We start from the raw sequence: 17,223 nt of genomic DNA on the forward strand, positions 1-17,223 counted from the left end.
CACTCCGGTCTACGAGCCGGACTTGCGCTTGTTCCACACGTCGAACCCGACCGCGGCCAGCAGGGCGAGGCCCTTGATGACCTGCTGCCAGTCGGTGCCGACGCTGAGGAGGTTCATGCCGTTGTTCAGCACACCGAGGACGAGACCACCGATGATCGCGCCGAGGACGGTACCCACACCGCCGCTCATGGACGCGCCACCGATGAACGACGAGGCGATCGCCTCAAGTTCGAAGTTCAGGCCCGCCTTCGGAGAGGCCGCGTTCAGACGGGCGGCGACCACCAGACCCGCCAGGGCCGCGAGCACGCCCATGTTCAGGAAGACAAGGAAGGTGACCTTCTTGTCCTTGACGCCGGACAGCTTCGCCGCCGGCAGGTTGCCGCCGATCGCGTAGATGTGCCGGCCGAAGACCGCGTTGCGCATGACATAGCCGTAGCCGACCACCAGCACACCGAGGACGATCAGGATGATCGGCGCGCCCTGGTAGCTGGCAAGCAGCATCGTGACCGCGAGGACCGCCGCCGCGATGGCGACCAGCTTCAGGATGAACGCGTTGCGCGGCAGCACGTCCAGCGAGAACTCCTGCTCGCGCTTGCGGTCCCGCACCTCCTGGTAGACCGCGAAGGCCAGCAGGACGAAGCCCAGCAGCAGCGTGAGGTTGTGGTAGTTGGTGTTCGGGCCGACCTCTGGCAGGAAGCCGTTGCCGAGCTTCTGCAGACCGTTCGGGAACGGGCCGAGGGTCTGGCCCTGCAGGAAGATCTCCGTCAGACCGCGGAAGAGCAGCATGCCCGCGAGGGTCACGATGAACGACGGTATGCCGAAATACGCGATCAGGAACCCTTGCACCGCACCCGCGGCCGCCCCCACCACCAGACACAGCACCAGCGCGACCGGCCACGCCACCCCGTGCTGCACGGTCAGCACGGCCGCGAACGCGCCCACGAAGGCGGTCAGCGAACCGACCGACAGATCGATGTGACCCGCGATGATCACCAGCATCATGCCGATCGCGAGGATCAGGATGTAGCTGTTCTGCAGTACCAGGTTGGAGACATTGCGCGGCAGCAGCAGGTTGCCGCCGGTCCACACCTGGAACAGCACCACGATCAGGCCGAGCGCGATCAGCATGCCGTACTGCCGCATGTTGCGGCGCAGACCGCCCAGCATCAGCTGCAGCAGGTTCTCGCCGGAGGCCGACCCCCCGCTCTTCCCGGGCGGCGCCGAGGCCGGGACCTTGTCCGTCACATCCGTGCTCATCGGGTTACCTCTTTGTCCTTCGTCATCTGGCGCATCAGCACTTCCTGCGTGGCCTCGGCCCGCGGGACCTCACCCGTGAGCCGCCCGGCGGCCATGGTGTAGATGCGGTCGCACATACCGAGCAGCTCCGGCAGCTCGGAGGAGATGAAGACGACCGCCTTGCCCTCGGCGGCCAGCTGGTCGATGACCGTGTAGATCTCGTACTTGGCGCCCACGTCGATGCCGCGGGTCGGCTCGTCCAGGATCAGCACCTCGGGACCCGCGAAGATCCACTTGCTGAGGACGACCTTCTGCTGGTTGCCGCCGGAGAGCCGGCCCACCGTCTCGAAGACCGTCGGTGCCTTGATGTTCATGGACTTGCGGAAGCGCTCGGAGACCTTGCGCTCCTCGTGCTCGTCGACCACACCGCGCTTCGCGACCTTGCCCAGGGCGGTCAGCGAGATGTTCCGGTTGATGTTGTCGATGAGGTTGAGGCCGTAGTGCTTGCGGTCCTCGGTGACGTACGCGATGCCGTGCTCGACCGCCTCCGCGACGGTCTTCGTACGGATCTCCTTGCCGTCCTTGAGGACCGTGCCGCCCGCGTGCCGGCCGTAGCTGCGCCCGAAGACGCTCATGGCCAGCTCCGTGCGGCCCGCGCCCATCAGACCCGCGATGCCGACGATCTCCCCGCGCCGCACGTTGATCGACACGTCGTCGACCACCTTGCGCTGCTGGTCGATCGGGTGGTGCACCGTCCAGTTGCGGATCTCCAGCGCGGGTGCCGCCTCCAGCTCGCCCTCGTACGCGGTGCGTTCGGGGAAGCGGTGGTCGAGGTCGCGTCCGACCATGCCGGAGATGATGCGGTCCTCGGTGGTCTCCGCGGACTTCACATCGAGGGTCTCGATGGACCTGCCGTCGCGGATGATCGTCACCGAGTCGGCGACCCGCCGGATCTCGTTCAGCTTGTGGGAGATGATGATCGAGGTGATGCCCTGCTTCTTCAACTCCAGCATGAGATCCAGGAGTTTGCCGCTGTCCTCGTCGTTCAGAGCCGCGGTCGGCTCGTCGAGGATGAGCAGCTTCACCTTCTTGGACAGCGCCTTCGCGATCTCCACCAGCTGCTGCTTGCCCACGCCGATGTCGGCGATCCGGGTCTCCGGGTGGTCGCTCAGACCCACCCGGCGCAGCAGCTCCGTGGCGTGCTTGAGCGTCTCGTTCCAGTTGATGAACCCGCCCGAGGCGTGTTCGTTGCCGAGGAAGATGTTCTCCGCGATCGACAGGAACGGCACCAGCGCCAGCTCCTGATGGATGATCACGATGCCGCGCTGCTCGCTCGCCCGGATGTCCTTGAACTCGCAGGTCTCACCCTCGAAGAGGATGTCGCCCTCGTACGTGCCGTGCGGATGGACGCCGGAAAGCACCTTCATCAAGGTGGACTTCCCGGCGCCGTTCTCACCGCAGATGGCATGGACCTCGCCCTGACGGACGGTCAGCGTGACGTCCGACAGCGCTTTGACCCCGGGAAAGGTCTTGACGATCGAGCGCATTTCCAGGACGGGTCCCGCCATGGTGTGCCCTTTCAATCCGTAGGAATGGCCGGTCTGAGTGTCGATATGCGGCTCCGCCGCGTGGCCGACTCCACAGACAGGGGGACTACTTCAGCTCGCCCGCCGTGTAGTAGCCGGTGTCGACCAGTTCCTTCGTGTAGTTGGTCTTGTCGACGCTCACCGGCTGCAGCAGCATGGCCGGGACGACCTTGGTGCCGTTGTCGTACGTCTTGGTGTCGTTGACCTGCGGCTTCTTTCCGTTGAGAAGGTCGTCGACCATGCCCGCGGCGACGTCGGCGAGCTTGCGGGTGTCCTTGTAGACGGTCTGCGTCTGCTGGCCCGCGATGATCGACTTCACCGAGGCGAGCTCGGCGTCCTGGCCGGTGATGACCGGCAGCGGCTTGCTCTTGGAGCCGTAGCCGTCCGACTTCAGGGCGGCGAGGATGCCGATGGAGATGCCGTCGTACGGCGACAGGACCGCGTCGACCTTGGCGTTCCCGTACGTGGAGGTGAGGACGTCCTCCATGCGCTTCTGCGCCGTGGCGCCGTCCCAGCGCAGGGTGGTGACCTGGGTGAGCTTGGTCTGGCCGGACTTGACGACGAGCTTCTTCTTGTCGATGTACGGCTGCAGCACGCTCATCGCACCGTTGAAGAAGTACCTGGTGTTGTTGTCGTCGTTGGAGCCGGCGAACAGCTCGATGTTGAACGGGCCCTTGCCCTTGTCCAGGCCCAGCTTCTGGACGATGTAGCCGGCCTGCAGCTGACCGACCTTCTCGTTGTCGAAGGACGCGTAGTAGTCCACGTTCTTCGTGCCCAGGATCAGGCGGTCGTAGGCGATCACCGGGATCTTGGCGTCCGCGGCCTGCTGCAGCACGTTGTTCAGCGACTTGTTGTCGATGGCCGCCACGATCAGGCCCTTGACGCCCTGCGTGATCAGGTTCTCGATCTGCGAGACCTGCTGGTCGGGGTCGTCCTCGCCGTAGACCAGCTTGGTCTTGTAGCCCTTGGCCTGCAGGTCCTTGACGACGTTCTTGCCGTCGGCGATCCAGCGCTCGGAGGACTTGGTGGGCATCGCGATACCGATGGTGCCCCCCTTGGCGCTGCCCTTGTCCTCCTTGCTGCCGCCCTCGCTGCTCTGGCCGCAGGCGGACAGGGTCAGGGCGAGGGAGGCGGCTCCGGCGACGGCGGCGAGTGCGGCTCTGCGAGTGCGCATGATCATCATCCTTGATGTGTGTGGGGCAGGCTCGGTCTGGCTGTGCAAGGACGCTTGGACGGCGGGTGCGGATGAGACCGAGGGGCGTGTGGGATTCTGTTTGAGCCCGTCTTCTTTTGTGAAGGGGGCGTTGTTCGAACGTTATGCGGACGTGTCGAACCGCTTGAGCGTGCCGGGCAGCCGTGATCCGAGGGGCGCCATGTCGTCGTCGGCTCCGTGCCGTGCGAGCAGATCGAGGGCCAGCCGGCCGCGCCGGACGCGTTCCTTGGCGGTGGCGAGCGTCAGGTCCCGCATGTGGTTGCCGTACGGGTAGATGCCGGGGGCCTTGGAGAGCCCGAACTTCAGATACAGCGGTGCGCCGCGCCGGATCAGCTCGGCGACCTCGTACATCCGGACATATCCCCCCAGGTCGTCGGGGGCCTCGATGTACATGTCCATGGGGGCGGCGGAGACCCGCCGGATCTCGGTGAGGTGATCCAGCGTCAGGTCGCTGGGCACGTTGATGGAGTCGCCGCCCAGGTTCTCGTACACCGCGTACGCGGCCGGGTTGACCGGACCGATCAGCGCCGAGACCTTCAGGGTCGTGTCGGCCGGGATGATGCCGGCGACGCGTGCGCGGTGCAGCGTCCACAGCACGCCCTCGTCGGCGACCAGGAGGCACTTGACGCCCAGCTCCGTCGCGCGGACGGCATCTTCGACGCACCCGGCGACGGCGTCGTGCCCGCGGGCGCGCAGTCCGGCCCCCCGCGAGTCGGTGCGCGTGGAACCGCCGATGTCCCAGGTGCCGCGCGGGCCGGTGAACAGGCAGAGTTCGATGTCGCGTTCGGCGGTCGCCTCGACCATCTCGGTGATCTCGGCATCGGTCAGCATCCAAATGCCGCTGCCCTGGCTGATCCGGTGGATCGGCACATCGAGCCGCGAGGCCTCCTTCAGGACGACGGCCAGCGCTTCGGGACCCTCGCACGAGGGAATCTCGGTGCGCCAGCGGCCGCCGCCCGGGAAGGTGTGGGGCGAGGCGTCGGCGGGGGAGAGGTCGGGCGAGCCCAGGCCGAGGGCGGCGAGCGCCTGCTCACCGGGTCGACGGGCTGCCGGGGCGGAAGCGTCGGTCACAAGGTGTCCTTAGGGTGTTCGAGATTTCGGACGAAGTTCGCGGCTCAAGTCGTGCGGGGTTTGGGTGTACGCCGGTGCGGGAGCCGTCAGGTTCGCCCCCGCACCGGCGTACGGCTAGGGGCGAAGGAGGACCTTGCCGACCTTCGGATCACCGGACCCGACGAGCTCGATGGCCTGCGGGAACTCGGCGAGCGGCAGCTCGTGCGTGACCAGCGGCAGCGGGTCGAGCAACCCGGCCCCGAACACCCGCACGGTGTGCGCCCACGCGTCCGGCGGCGCCCCGAAGACGGAGTGCACCTCCAGCTGCCGTACGACGAGATCCGTGGGGTCGAGCCCGTTCGCACCCGGCGCCGGGATCCCGGTGAGGACCAGGCGCCCGCCACGCCGCAGCAGAGCGGCGGAGGTCCGCGCGGCGTCGGCGGACCCGGCGGTCTCGATGACGACGTCGAAGTCGTCCGGGAGCGGCTCGTCCTTCGTACGGAAGTCGGTCGCGCCGTACTGCCGCGACAGCGCCTCGCGGTCCCGGCGAGTGCCGACGACCAGCAGCTCCACCGGCGAGACGGCCTTGAGGAACTGCACCGCGAACATCCCGAGAGTGCCGGTGCCGACCACGGCGACCTTCTCGCCCGGCTGCGCGTTCGCCTTGAGAGCGGCGGCCGCGATACAGGCGGCCGGCTCCAGCAGGGCCGCCGCCGTCAGGTCGGCGTCGTCGGGCAGCGCGTGCAGCAGCCTCGCCGGGAGGGTCAGCGTGGGTGCCATCGCGCCCGGCTGGGTGAATCCGGTCTCCTCGTACCCGGCGCTGCACAGCGTGGTCTCACCCGCGTGGCAGCGGTCGCACACCTGGCAGTTCCGGAAGCCTTCGCCGACGACCTTGCGGCCGACCAGCGCCTCGGTGACCCCGGCGCCGACCCGCTCCACCGTTCCGGACCACTCGTGGCCGGGCGTGAGCGGGTAGCGCACGTACCCCTCGGGCCGGTTGCCCTGGAACACCTCCCGGTCGCTGCCGCAGATCCCGCTCGCGTGCACCCGCACCAGCGCCTCGCCCGGACCGGGGTCGCGGGGTGTGTGCTCGGCCAGGTGGAACGTGCCCGGGGCGTCGACGACGACGGCGGCGGAGCTCACTGGCCGTCCTTCGGGTTCCGCTTCTCCCAGCCCTCGGCCCACAGGTCGAAGTGCGCCCGCTGCTGGGGGAACTCGGCAGCGGCGTCCACGTCCAGCTCCACGCCCAGGCCGGGCGCGTCGGAGAGGTGGAAGCAGCCGTCCTCCGGGTTCACCTGCGGCGCGCCCTTGACCACCTTCTTGATCTCGGCGTCCGCGAAGTCGTTGAAGTGCTCGAGGATCTTGAAGTTCGGGGCGGTGAAGCCGACCTGGAGCGAGGCGGCGGTGAGCACCGGCCCACCCACGTTGTGCGGGGCGACCAGCATGTAGTGGGTCTCGGCGGTCGCGGCGAGCTTGCGCGTCTCCCAGATGCCGCCGATGTGGCCGACGTCCGGCTGGATGATGTCGACGGCCTGGCTCTCGAACAGCTCCCGGAACTCGATCCGGTCGTGGATGCGCTCACCCGTGGCCACCGGCATGTCCACCTTCGCGGCGACCTTCTCCAGCGCCTTGAGGTTCTCCGGCGGAACCGGCTCCTCCAGCCAGGCGGGCTTGAAGGGCGCGAGCTCCTTGGCCAGCCGGATGGCGGTGGCGGGGGAGAAGCGGCCGTGCATCTCCAGCATGAGCTCGGCGTCGGGGCCGATGGCGTCCCGGACGGCCTCGATCAGCGAGACCGCGTACAGGGTCTGCGCATGGTCGAGCTCGAAGTGCCCCGTGCCGAAGGGGTCGATCTTCAGCGCCTTGTAACCGCGCTCCATGACGGCCTGAGCGGCCTTGTGGTACGCCTCGGGCGTCCGCTCGGTGGTGTACCACCCGTTGGCGTAGGCCTTGACCTTGTCGGTGACCTTGCCGCCGAGCAGCTGCCACACCGGTACCCCGAGGGCCTTGCCCTTGATGTCCCAGCAGGCCATCTCGACGACGGCGATGCCGGACATCACGATCTCGCCGGCGCGGCCGTAGTCGCCGTACTTCATGCGGCGCGTCAGGTCCTCGACGGCGAACGGGTCGGAGCCGAGAATGTGGTTCTGCTCGGCCTCCCTCAGGTATCCGATCAGCGCGTCGGTGTGGCCCAGCATGCGGGTCTCGCCGACACCCGTGATGCCTTCGTCGGTGTGCACCAGGACGTAGGTCAGGTTGCGCCACGGCGTACCGACCACGTGCGTGCTGATTCCGGTGATGCGCACGGAAGTTACCCTTCGGCTGTTCGAGATTTCGGCTCATGTTCGATATGCTGGGCAGACAGTAAGGATGGTGTGAGCGGGGTGTCAATGGGTAGGACGATTAACGGTTTCGCCAGTTTCGACGCCTCTTGCCCAGGTGGCCACTCCCCGGTGTGTGCCAGTTCACTCCGGCGATCGTGTCGATATGGCTGGTTTCCCACACAACCTTCACAGCCGCGCCTAGGAACGTGACCATCCGGGAACTTAATCTTCCCGCGTCATGGACTACTGCCACCCGTGCCAACGGCACCTCAACGGCGCCCTCGCCTGTCCGGGGTGCGGGACACGCGTCGAGCAGTTGCGCGCGTACCGGGATGCCTACGAGCCGGAGCCGTACGACGACGCCCTCGCTCACGTCGATCATGATGCCCCGGTGACTCACGACGACGACCATGCCACCCACCCTGACGACGACGGTCACGACGGCGAGAGCGACGAGCCGTACGGTCGCGCCGCGCGCCGACGCGAGCGGGGCCGGGGTGGCCGGCGGGGTCCCGGTGGCACGGACGGTGCGACGGACGCGAGCCGTCGCGACCGCAAGGCCGCGCTCCACCGCCGGCGCCGCAAGCGCACGCTGCTCGTCGCCGCGGGTTTCGTCCTGGCGGCGGGTGGTCTTAGCCTGGCCGAACTCGGCATGGACGCACCGGTGTTCTCCTCGTCCCCGGACCCCTCCGCGGCCGGAGGCGAGTCGTCCGAGGTCGACCGCTCGACGGCGGAGCCGAGCGAGTCCGCAGAGCCCCTGGGCGACGGGACGGACGCCCCCGGCGCCAAGTCCTCGGCCTCCCCGGACGCCTCCGCCTCGCCGTCGGCCTCCAAGTCCGCCGACGGCAAGGACGACGCGTCCCCGACCCCCGGCAAGCCGACCCGGTCGGCAGCCGCCCCCGGCTCCTCCGGCTCGACGCCCCCGCCCGCCTCGGGTTCGACCCCGACCTCGGATCCGACGACCTCCAACCCCTCCCCGCGGCCGTCACCGTCGCAGACGTGCACACGCTTCCTGTGGTGGTGCACGTGACGCTGCCGGTCGCCGTCAACCTCCCCTGATGTGACGGCGGTTGAGGCACAGCCTGAGTGACGCTCGACCGGGCTCTCCCCGCCCGTCTCGGGCTCGTCCCCGACCGCCGCTCCGGCGACCTCGGATCCGTCCCTGCGGCCGTTTTCATCGCTGTCGGAGGCGTGCGCGGGTTTCCTGTTGCGGTGCGCGTGACTCTGCGGGGTCCGGTGTCAACTTCGGCTGATGTGACGGCGGTTGTGGCACTGTCTGAGCAGCCGCTCGGCCGGGTCGTTCTCGGTCGCGTTATTCAACCGTGACGGCCTTCCGCCTGCAGCCCTCTTGACCGCCACGATTTGTTAGCGCTCACAATGACCTCCGCATTCACCGGTCAGTGTCCAACATCAGCGTGGGAGATATGAGCGTCGTGCCCGTAGTGTCCCGACCAGTTGATCCCGCCAGTGCTGTTGGGCCTTCCCGGAGATCTGTGTGAAGCCGCCGGGGCGGGACCGTCCGCCCACAACGCAGGCATTGCCGGCAGACGAGCGCCAAGGAGGTGCGGCCGTGACCCACGCGCAGCTTCGGCCACCCACCATGGCCGACGTGGCACGCCTGGCAGGCGTGTCCCATCAGACGGTGTCCCGCGTGCTGGGAAACCACCCCAACGTGCGGGACCAGACACGGGCCAGGGTGCTGCGTGTGATCGAGGAAACGGGCTACCGCCGCAACTCCTCCGCACGGGCCCTGGCGACCCGGCGCACCCGGACCCTGGGGGTGGTGGCCTCCGACACCACCCTCTACGGACCGGCCAGCACCTTGTTCGCGCTGGAGGAGGCCGCGCGGGCCGAGGGATATCTCGTCTCGACGGTCACTTTGCGCAAGCTGACCATGGAGACGCTCTCCGAGGCCCTGGACCACCTCAGTGAGGGCGGGGTGGAAGGAGTGGTCGCGATCGCCCCGCAGCGTTCCGCGGTGGCCGCACTGGCCGAACTGCGCTGTCCCTTCCCGGTGGTGGTTGTGGGCAGCGGGCCGGGCGTGGAGATTCCCAGCGTCAGCGTGGACCAGCATCTAGGAGCCCGGCTGGCCACCGGTCACCTGCTGGCCGCCGGACACCGTAACGTCTGGCACCTCGCCGGGCCCGAGGACTGGCAGGAGGCGGCCGACCGGGCGGCCGGCTGGCGGGCGACCCTCGAAGCGGCGGGGGTGGAGGCGCCCATGCTGCTGCGCGGGGACTGGAGTCCGCTGTCGGGTTACCGCGCCGGCCAGGAACTGGCCGGCTGGGTGGGCCGGGGGCTGACCGCCGTCTTCGTCGCCAACGACCAGATGGCGCTGGGGGTGTTGCGGGCGCTGCGGGAGGCCGGGGTTCGGACTCCCCAGGACGTGGCGGTGGTGGGCTTCGACGACATCCCGGAGTCGGAGTTCTTCGCTCCTCCCCTCACCACCGTCCGGCAGGACTTCTCGACGGTGGGAAAGCGCGGCATCGCGATGCTCCTGGAGCTGATCGAGGGGCGGCCACTCGCCACCGCGCGCAGGATCGCCATCGAACCCCAACTCGTCGTCAGAGCCAGTACTTTCCCGCACGCCGTCCAACCGGAGGGCGTACCTCTCTGACGTACCGACCAACCACACACGCGATTCCGTGTGGTCGAAATACCGAACAATGATCGACAGGCTGGACGTAGTACGGCCGGTCCCATCGAGTATCAGCGGTCCATCCCAGGGCCGGCTCTTCAAAGGAGAAGAACATGCTCAACAGAAGGAACTTCCTGACCGCGGCGGTCGGCGTGGCAGCCGCGGGCGGACTGGCCGCCTGCGCCAAGAAGGACGACAGCGGCTCCGGCTCCGGCTCCGGCGGCGGCAGCAAGGCGATCTCGCTCGGCTTCTCCCAGGTCGGCGCGGAGAGCGGCTGGCGCGCCGCCAACACCACCTCGGTGAAGTCCGCGGCCAAGGAGGCGGGCATCAACCTCAAGTTCTCCGACGCCCAGCAGAAGCAGGAGAACCAGATCTCCGCGATCCGCAGCTACATCGCGCAGAAGGTGGACGTCATCGCCTTCTCGCCGGTGGTCGTCACCGGCTGGGACGCGGTGCTCAAGGAGGCCAAGGCCGCGAAGATCCCGGTGGTCCTCACCGACCGCTCGGTGGAGACCTCCGACAGCTCCCTGTACGTCACGCTGGTCGGTTCCGACTTCACCGACGAGGGCCGTCGCGCCGCCCGGATGCTGGAGAAGGTCCTCGCGAAGGCCGGCCTCAAGGGCCCGGTGAAGATCGCCCAGCTGGAGGGCACCACCGGTGCCGCTCCCGCGATCGAGCGCGGCAAGGGCTTCAAGGAGATCATGGACGCGGAGCACAAGTCCGACTGGAAGATCGTCGCCAGCCAGAGCGGTGACTTCACCCGCGCCGGCGGCAAGCAGGTCATGGCGGCCTTCCTGCAGTCCCACTCGGACATCAACGTGCTCTTCGCGCACAACGACGACATGGCCATCGGCGCCATCCAGTCGATCGAGGCGGCCGGCAAGAAGCCCGGCAAGGACATCCTGATCGTCTCGGTCGACGGCGTCCACGACGGCTTCGTCGCCATGTCCCAGGGCAAGATCAACGGCATCGTCGAGTGCAACCCGCTGCTCGGCCCCCAGCTGATGGAGGTCGTGAAGAAGGTCCACGACGGCCAGAAGGTCGAGCGCTGGATCAAGACCAAGGAGGGCGACTACACGCAGGACCAGGCCAAGGCCGCGCTCCCGACCCGGAAGTACTGACCCACCGCACCCATCGGCAGGGAGCCTCCGGCCGACCGAGCCATCGGTCCGACGGGGCTCCCTGCGGGAGTGAACCAATCCCACAAGGAGCGCTGCCATGGCAGAGCCGCGGCCCGTGCTGGAAATGACGGGCATAGTCAAAGAGTTCCCGGGGGTACGGGCTCTGTCGGACGTCGACTTCCGGCTCTTCCCCGGCGAGATCCACGCCCTGATGGGCGAGAACGGCGCGGGGAAGTCCACCCTGATCAAGGTGCTGACGGGGGTCTACTCCCTGGACGGCGGCACGATCACCCTGGACGGCAAATCCGTGCTGTTCGGCAGCCCGCTGCAGGCGCAGCAGGCCGGCATCAGCACCGTCTACCAGGAGGTGAACCTCTGCCCCAACCTGTCGGTGGCGGAGAACATCTTCATCGGGCGTGAGCCCACCCGCATGGGGCGCATCCAGTGGAAGCGGATGCGCAAGGAGGCGGCGGAGCTGGTGGACCGGCTCGGCCTCGACATCGACGTCACCGCGCCCCTGTCCTCGTACCCGCTGGCCGTGCAGCAACTGGTCGCGATCGTGCGGTCGGTGGGCACCGGCGACAGCGACGGCCAGGGATCGGGTACCAAGGTGCTGGTCCTGGACGAGCCGACGTCCAGCCTCGACCGTGACGAGGTCCAGGAGCTGTTCCGCCTGATGCGGCGGCTCAAGGACGAGGGCGTGGCGATCCTGTTCGTCTCGCACTTCCTCGACCAGATCTACGAGATCTGCGACCGGATGACCGTCCTGCGCAACGGCACGCTCGTCGGCGAGCACATGGTCGCCGACCTCGACCAGGTCGGGCTGATCCAGCTGATGATCGGCAAGGCACTGGACCAGCTGGAGGAACTGCACGACCAGCAGCTGCACTCCGACGTCGGCGAGACACTGCTGAAGGCGGAGGGCCTCGGCCGGACCGGCGGCATCGACCCCTTCGACCTGGAGATCAAGAAGGGCGAGGTGCTCGGACTCGCCGGTCTGCTGGGATCGGGCCGGACCGAACTCGCCCGGCTGCTCTTCGGCGCAGACCAGCCGGACAGCGGCAAGGTGACCATCGGCGGCAAGCAGGTCTCGATGAGCGCCCCGAACGCCGCGATCGGCGCCGGTGTCGCCTTCTGCTCCGAGAACCGCAAGACCGAGGGCCTGGTGCCCGATCTGACGGTGCGGGAGAACATCATCCTGGCCCTGCAGGCCTCCCGCGGCTGGACGCGGCCCATCCCGGTCGCCCAGCGCGACGAACTCGTCGCCAAGTACATCAAGGCGCTGGACATCCGGCCCGCCAACCCCGAGGCCAGGGTCGGCCAGCTCAGCGGCGGCAACCAGCAGAAGGTGCTGCTGGCCCGCTGGCTGATCACCCAGCCGAAGCTGCTGATCCTGGACGAGCCGACGCGCGGCATCGACGTCGGCGCCAAGGCGGAGATCCAGAAACTCGTGGTCTCGCTCTCCGAGGAGGGCATGTCCGTGCTGTACATCGCGGCCGAGCTGGAGGAGGTACTCCGGCTCAGTCACACCATCGGAGTGCTGCGCGACCGCCGGCTGGTGGCGCAGCTCGCCAACGGGCCGGAGATCACCAGCAGCCGGATCATGGAGACCATCGCGAGCGGAGAACACCAGTGAGCACCAACTCCCGATGGCGAGCACTGACACACCACCACCTGTTCTGGCCGGTCGCGGTCCTTGTCTTCCTGCTGCTCGTCAACGTGCCCTTCACCCCTGACTTCTTCTCGGTCAAGATGACGGACGGCCACCTCTACGGCAGCCTCGTCTCGATCGTGCTGTTCGGATCGCCCCTCATCCTGGTGGCGGTCGGCATGACCGTGGTCATCGCCACCGGCGGCATCGACCTCTCCGTCGGTGCCGTGGTCGCCATCACCGGCGCACTCGCCTGCTCGTACATCAGCCACCAGGCCGACCAGAACGCCCTGTCCGGGGTGCTGCTCGCCATGGGCCTGGGCCTGCTGGCCGCGGTCGTCTGCGGCCTGTGGAACGGCTTCCTGGTCGCCAGGATGGGCATCCAGCCGATCATCGCGACGCTGATCATCATGGTCGCCGGACGCGGTGTCGCCCAGCTGATCACCGACGGCCAGATCATCACCATCGACAGCGACCCGTACAAGCTGATCGGCGGCGGCTACTGGCTGACGCTGCCGTTCTCCATCTTCGTGGTGGCCGTGGTCGTCGCCATCACCGTGGCGCTGACCCGCCGCACGGCGCTCGGGCTGCTGATCGAGGCGGTCGGCGGCAACGCCGAGGCCAGCCGCCTCGTGGGCATCAGGTCCCGGCGCATCAAGATCATGGTGTACGTGTTCTGCGCGCTGTGCGCCGCCATCGCGGGCCTGATGATCAGTTCCAACACCTCGGCGGCGGACGGCAACAACGCCGGTCTGTGGATCGAACTCGACGCGATCCTCGCGGTGGTGATCGGTGGCACCTCGCTGCTGGGCGGCCGGTTCTCCATCGGCGGCACGGTGGTCGGCGCCCTCGTCATCCAGACCCTGACGACCACGATCTACACCATCGGGGTTCCGACCCAGACCAACCTGGTCTTCAAGGCCGCCGTCGTCATCGTCGTCTGCCTGCTCCAGTCCCCGAAGTTCCGCGCCAAGGTCTTCGGTGCCAAGTTCGGCGCCCGGTTCGGCCAGAAGGGCGGCGCCAAGCCGGCTGCGGCCGAGGCGGACACTGCCGCGGCCAACGACGCCGCTCCGAAGATGGAGGTGTCGTGATGAGCGCGACCACCCAGAGCCCCACGGCCGCGGACAGCCGTACCCCGTCCAAGGTCCAGCGTCTGCTGGGCGACCGGCGGCTGCCCGTCGCGGCGACGGCCGTGCTCTTCCTCGTGATGTACGGGGTGGGCCTGGGCCGGTATCAGTACTACGGGTTCGCCGAACCTCAGGTCTTCCTGAACCTGTTCATCGACAACAGCTATCTGCTGGTCGCCGCGGTCGGTGTCACCTTCGTCATCCTGTCCGGCGGCATCGACCTGTCCGTCGGCTCGATGATCGGCTTCACGACCATGTTCACGGCCTGGCTGGTGGAGCGCCAGGGAGTACCGCTGGTGCTCGTGATCCCCATGGCGCTGGCCGTGGGCGCGTTCGGCGGCTTCCTGATGGGCTATGTGATCCAGAACTTCGAGATCCAGCCCTTCATCGTGACCCTCGCCGGCCTCTTCCTCTTCCGCGGCCTGTGCCTGGTCATCAGCAAGGAGTCGATCTCCATCAGTGACTCCGCGGTCAGCAGCATGGCCCAGGCGCAGGTGTCGCTGGGGATGGGCTTCCTGTCGATCGGCGCGGTCGTCTCGCTGGTCGTCCTCGCCGTGGCCTTCTACGTCCTGCACTACACCCGTTTCGGGCGGCGCGTGTACGCCATCGGCGGCAACGAGCAGTCGGCCCTGCTGATGGGTCTCCCGCAGGGCGGCACCAAGATCGCCGTGTACACGGTGAGCGGCTTCTGCTCGGCGCTCGCCGGTCTGCTGTTCACCCTCTACATCCAGTCCGGTGACCCGCTGCACGCGACCGGCATGGAGCTGGACGCGATCGCCGCGGTCGTCATCGGCGGCACGCTGCTGACGGGCGGTTCCGGCTATGTGGTGGGCACCCTGTTCGGAGTGCTGGTGCTGGGCCTGATCAAGAGCATCATCCAGTTCGAGGGCACGCTCAGCTCCTGGTGGACGAAGATCGCCACCGGTGTGCTGCTGTGCGCGTTCATCCTGGTCCAGCGCGTCATGACGGTCAGCAAGAAGACATGACGAGCCGTAGCTGGAGCTGAGCCGCCCCTAACGCTCCCTGTTCGAAGAGGTCCGGCGCACGCATCCCGTGCGCCGGACCTCTTCGCATGTGCGCCGGACCTACGCTTGGCGGGTGGTGCCGGTCTCAGTCCTCGGTCTGCCGCAGCATCTGCCGCAGCAGGCCCCTCAGTGCCAGCCGTTCCTCCCTGCCGAGCCCCGCCAGCGGTTCGCGTGCGAAGCGCAGGGACTCGCGCAGGTCCTTGGCCACCCGTCGGCCCTCCTGCGTCGCCGCCGCCAGCTTCACCCGCCGGTCGGCCGGGTCGGGGCGGCGTTCCACCAGGCCACGGGACTCCAGGCGGTCGACGATGCCGGTCACGTTGGACGGTTCGCACCGGAGTTTCTGGGCCAGCTTGCGCATGGGCAGCGGTTCCAGGGAGAGCAGACTCAGCAGACGGGCCTGGGCGCCGGTCAGCGAGTGCTCGGCGGCGGCGTCCTCGTAGTCCTCGTGATAGCGGGCCACGATGTCACCGATGAGCTCGACGACCTCCAGGGTCAGTTCATCGGGACGGCGGGTGTTCGGTGGAGTGGCCATGGGCTCAGCGTACCGCGTTACTTGACAACCTGAAATATTCAGGAGCATTGTTGTTTCAGGTACTGAAGTATTTCCCGCACGCTCGAAAGGCACTCGTCATGATCAACCGCGAATGGCACCTGCTCAGCCGCCCCGTCGGCTGGCCGAAGCCCGAGGACTTCGCCCTGGTCGAGACGGAGGTCGCGACGCCGGGTGAGGGCCGGGTGCTGGTCCGCAACAAGTACCTTTCGGTCGACCCGTACATGCGTGGCCGCATGAGCGACGCGAAGTCGTACGTCGCGCCCTTCGAGCTGGGCAAGGTCATGCAGGGAGGTGCGGTCGGCGAGGTGGTCGAGTCCAACGCCGAGGGCATCGCCGTCGGCGACCACCTGCTGCACTTCTTCGGCTGGCGCGAGTACGCGGTCGTGGACCCGAAGACCGCCGTCAAGGTCGACCCGGAGGCCGCGCCGCTGAGCACGTACCTCGGTGTGCTCGGTATGACGGGTCTGACGGCGTACGCGGGCCTGCTGCGGGTCGGTGCGTTCAAGGAGGGCGACGCGGTCTTCGTGTCCGGCGCCGCGGGTGCCGTCGGCAGTCAGGTCGGCCAGATCGCCAAGCTCAAGGGCGCCTCCCGGGTGATCGGCTCCGCCGGCTCCGACGAGAAGGTCAAGCTCCTCGTCGAGGAGTACGGCTTCGACGCCGCGTTCAACTACAAGAACGGCCCGGTGGGCCGACAGCTGCGCGAGGCCGCGCCCGACGGGGTCGACGTCTACTTCGACAACGTCGGCGGTGACCACCTGGAGGCGGCCATCGGCTCCCTCAACCAGGGCGGCCGGATCGCGATCTGCGGCATGATCTCGGTCTACAACAACACCGAGCCGGCGCCGGGACCGCGCAACCTCGCCCGGCTCATCCAGACCCGCGGCCGCATCGAGGGCTTCCTGGTCGGCGACCACTACGACCTCCAGCCCGAGTTCGTCCAGGAGGTCGGCCCCTGGGTCGCCTCGGGGCAGCTGAAGTACCGCGAGACGGTCGTCGAGGGCATCGAGAACAACCTGGAGGCCTTCCTCGGGGTCCTGCGCGGCGACAACACCGGAAAGATGATCGTCAAGCTGTAGGTCTTCTGCAGTCCTCCTCACCCTTCCTTGCTGATTCCGGCATGCGGTAACTTCTTTCCGAAACCGTCGTCGATCGTGGGCGCGAGTCGCGGCGGACCGAGGAGGAAGACAACCGCATGTCCATCCAGCAGACCGACGTCCTCTACACCGCCGTCGCCACCGCCGAGAACGGTCGCGACGGCCGGGTCGCCACCGACGACGGCAAGCTCGACGTCGTCGTGAACCCGCCCAAGGAGATGGGCGGCAGCGGCGCCGGCACCAACCCGGAGCAGCTGTTCGCGGCCGGCTACAGCGCCTGCTTCCAGGGCGCGCTGGGCGTCGTGGCCCGCCAGGAGAAGGCCGACATCTCCGGTTCGACGGTCACCGCGAAGGTCGGCATCGGCAAGAACGACGACGGCTTCGGAATCATCGTCGAGATCTCGGCCCGGATCCCGGGCGTCGACGCGGAACCGGCCAGGGCCCTCCTGGAGAAGGCCCACCAGGTCTGCCCGTACTCGAAGGCGATCCGCGGCAACATCACCGTGACGCTGGTCTGACGCACTCGTTGCTAGGACGGAGGCCGCACCCCTGGACGTGGGGTGCGGCCTCCGTCTTGTACTCGTTGCCACGGGGATCGGTAGCGCCCC

15 protein-coding genes are annotated in these 17,223 nt (G+C 68.0%); 8 read left to right on the top strand and 7 right to left on the bottom strand.

The genetic code is table 11. The annotated features are described in order from the left end of the window. Window positions 1–9: 9 nt before the first annotated feature. The 6 genes from mmsB to IH68_RS0110055 form a co-directional block, all read right to left on the bottom strand. Window positions 10–1,257 (bottom strand): multiple monosaccharide ABC transporter permease, encoded by a 1,248-nt coding sequence (gene mmsB / locus IH68_RS0110030; protein ID WP_030931733.1) that lies wholly within the window; start codon window positions 1,255–1,257, stop codon window positions 10–12. Next, the gene (gene mmsA, locus IH68_RS0110035) at window positions 1,254–2,804 is read right to left on the bottom strand and encodes a multiple monosaccharide ABC transporter ATP-binding protein (RefSeq protein WP_030931736.1); all 1,551 of its coding nucleotides are present in this window, start codon (window positions 2,802–2,804) and stop codon (window positions 1,254–1,256) included. Before mmsA ends, mmsB begins: the two co-directional genes overlap by 4 nt. A gap of 85 nt (window positions 2,805–2,889) precedes the next feature. Beyond that, window positions 2,890–3,996, bottom strand: a complete 1,107-nt coding sequence (gene chvE / locus IH68_RS0110040; RefSeq protein WP_030931739.1) for a multiple monosaccharide ABC transporter substrate-binding protein — start codon at window positions 3,994–3,996, stop codon at window positions 2,890–2,892. Between the two features lie 141 nt (window positions 3,997–4,137). Continuing rightward, entirely contained in the window at window positions 4,138–5,106 is a 969-nt protein-coding gene (locus IH68_RS0110045) for a hypothetical protein (protein WP_030931742.1), read from the bottom strand. 114 nt (window positions 5,107–5,220) lie between these two features. Continuing rightward, window positions 5,221–6,228: an alcohol dehydrogenase catalytic domain-containing protein gene (locus IH68_RS0110050; RefSeq protein ID WP_030931744.1), complete on the bottom strand. Its 1,008-nt coding sequence runs from the start codon at window positions 6,226–6,228 to the stop codon at window positions 5,221–5,223. Further along, a complete protein-coding gene (locus IH68_RS0110055) occupies window positions 6,225–7,388 on the bottom strand; it encodes a mandelate racemase/muconate lactonizing enzyme family protein (protein WP_030931746.1) in 1,164 nt (387 codons plus the stop codon). Before IH68_RS0110055 ends, IH68_RS0110050 begins: the two co-directional genes overlap by 4 nt. Window positions 7,389–7,644: 256 nt before the next feature. On the opposite strand from IH68_RS0110055, the gene IH68_RS0110060 reads away from it, so the two are divergent. The 6 genes from IH68_RS0110060 (at window position 7,645) to yjfF (ending at window position 14,929) form a co-directional block, all read left to right on the top strand. Further along, entirely contained in the window at window positions 7,645–8,436 is a 792-nt protein-coding gene (locus IH68_RS0110060) for an SCO2400 family protein (RefSeq protein ID WP_030931748.1), read from the top strand. 540 nt (window positions 8,437–8,976) lie between these two features. Next, a complete protein-coding gene (locus IH68_RS0110065; protein ID WP_030931750.1) occupies window positions 8,977–10,023 on the top strand; it encodes a LacI family DNA-binding transcriptional regulator in 1,047 nt (348 codons plus the stop codon). Between the two features lie 134 nt (window positions 10,024–10,157). Next, complete coding sequence (locus IH68_RS0110070; RefSeq protein ID WP_030931752.1) at window positions 10,158–11,165, top strand: ABC transporter substrate-binding protein; 1,008 nt, start codon at window positions 10,158–10,160, stop codon at window positions 11,163–11,165. 97 nt (window positions 11,166–11,262) lie between these two features. Further along, the gene (locus IH68_RS0110075) at window positions 11,263–12,801 is read left to right on the top strand and encodes a sugar ABC transporter ATP-binding protein (RefSeq protein WP_030931754.1); all 1,539 of its coding nucleotides are present in this window, start codon (window positions 11,263–11,265) and stop codon (window positions 12,799–12,801) included. Then, window positions 12,798–13,907, top strand: coding sequence for an ABC transporter permease (locus tag IH68_RS0110080; protein ID WP_030931756.1), 1,110 nt, complete (start codon window positions 12,798–12,800; stop codon window positions 13,905–13,907). Before IH68_RS0110075 ends, IH68_RS0110080 begins: the two co-directional genes overlap by 4 nt. Further along, window positions 13,907–14,929, top strand: a complete 1,023-nt coding sequence (gene yjfF / locus IH68_RS0110085) for a galactofuranose ABC transporter, permease protein YjfF (RefSeq protein WP_030931758.1) — start codon at window positions 13,907–13,909, stop codon at window positions 14,927–14,929. Before IH68_RS0110080 ends, yjfF begins: the two co-directional genes overlap by 1 nt. A 124-nt stretch (window positions 14,930–15,053) precedes the next feature. On the opposite strand, the gene IH68_RS0110090 is transcribed toward yjfF, so the two are convergent. Continuing rightward, complete coding sequence (locus tag IH68_RS0110090) at window positions 15,054–15,500, bottom strand: MarR family winged helix-turn-helix transcriptional regulator (protein ID WP_030931760.1); 447 nt, start codon at window positions 15,498–15,500, stop codon at window positions 15,054–15,056. A gap of 98 nt (window positions 15,501–15,598) precedes the next feature. Between IH68_RS0110090 and IH68_RS0110095 the strand changes: the two genes are divergently transcribed. Together IH68_RS0110095 and IH68_RS0110100 are read left to right on the top strand one after the other, a co-directional pair. Next, on the top strand, window positions 15,599–16,597 hold the full coding sequence (locus IH68_RS0110095; RefSeq protein ID WP_030931762.1) for an NADP-dependent oxidoreductase: 999 nt from the start codon (window positions 15,599–15,601) through the stop codon (window positions 16,595–16,597). Window positions 16,598–16,713: 116 nt separating this feature from the next. Continuing rightward, window positions 16,714–17,133 (top strand): organic hydroperoxide resistance protein, encoded by a 420-nt coding sequence (locus IH68_RS0110100; protein ID WP_030931765.1) that lies wholly within the window; start codon window positions 16,714–16,716, stop codon window positions 17,131–17,133. Window positions 17,134–17,223 lie beyond the last annotated feature (90 nt).

Source organism: Streptomyces sp. NRRL S-646 (assembly GCF_000720765.1).
GTDB lineage: Bacteria > Actinomycetota > Actinomycetes > Streptomycetales > Streptomycetaceae > Streptomyces.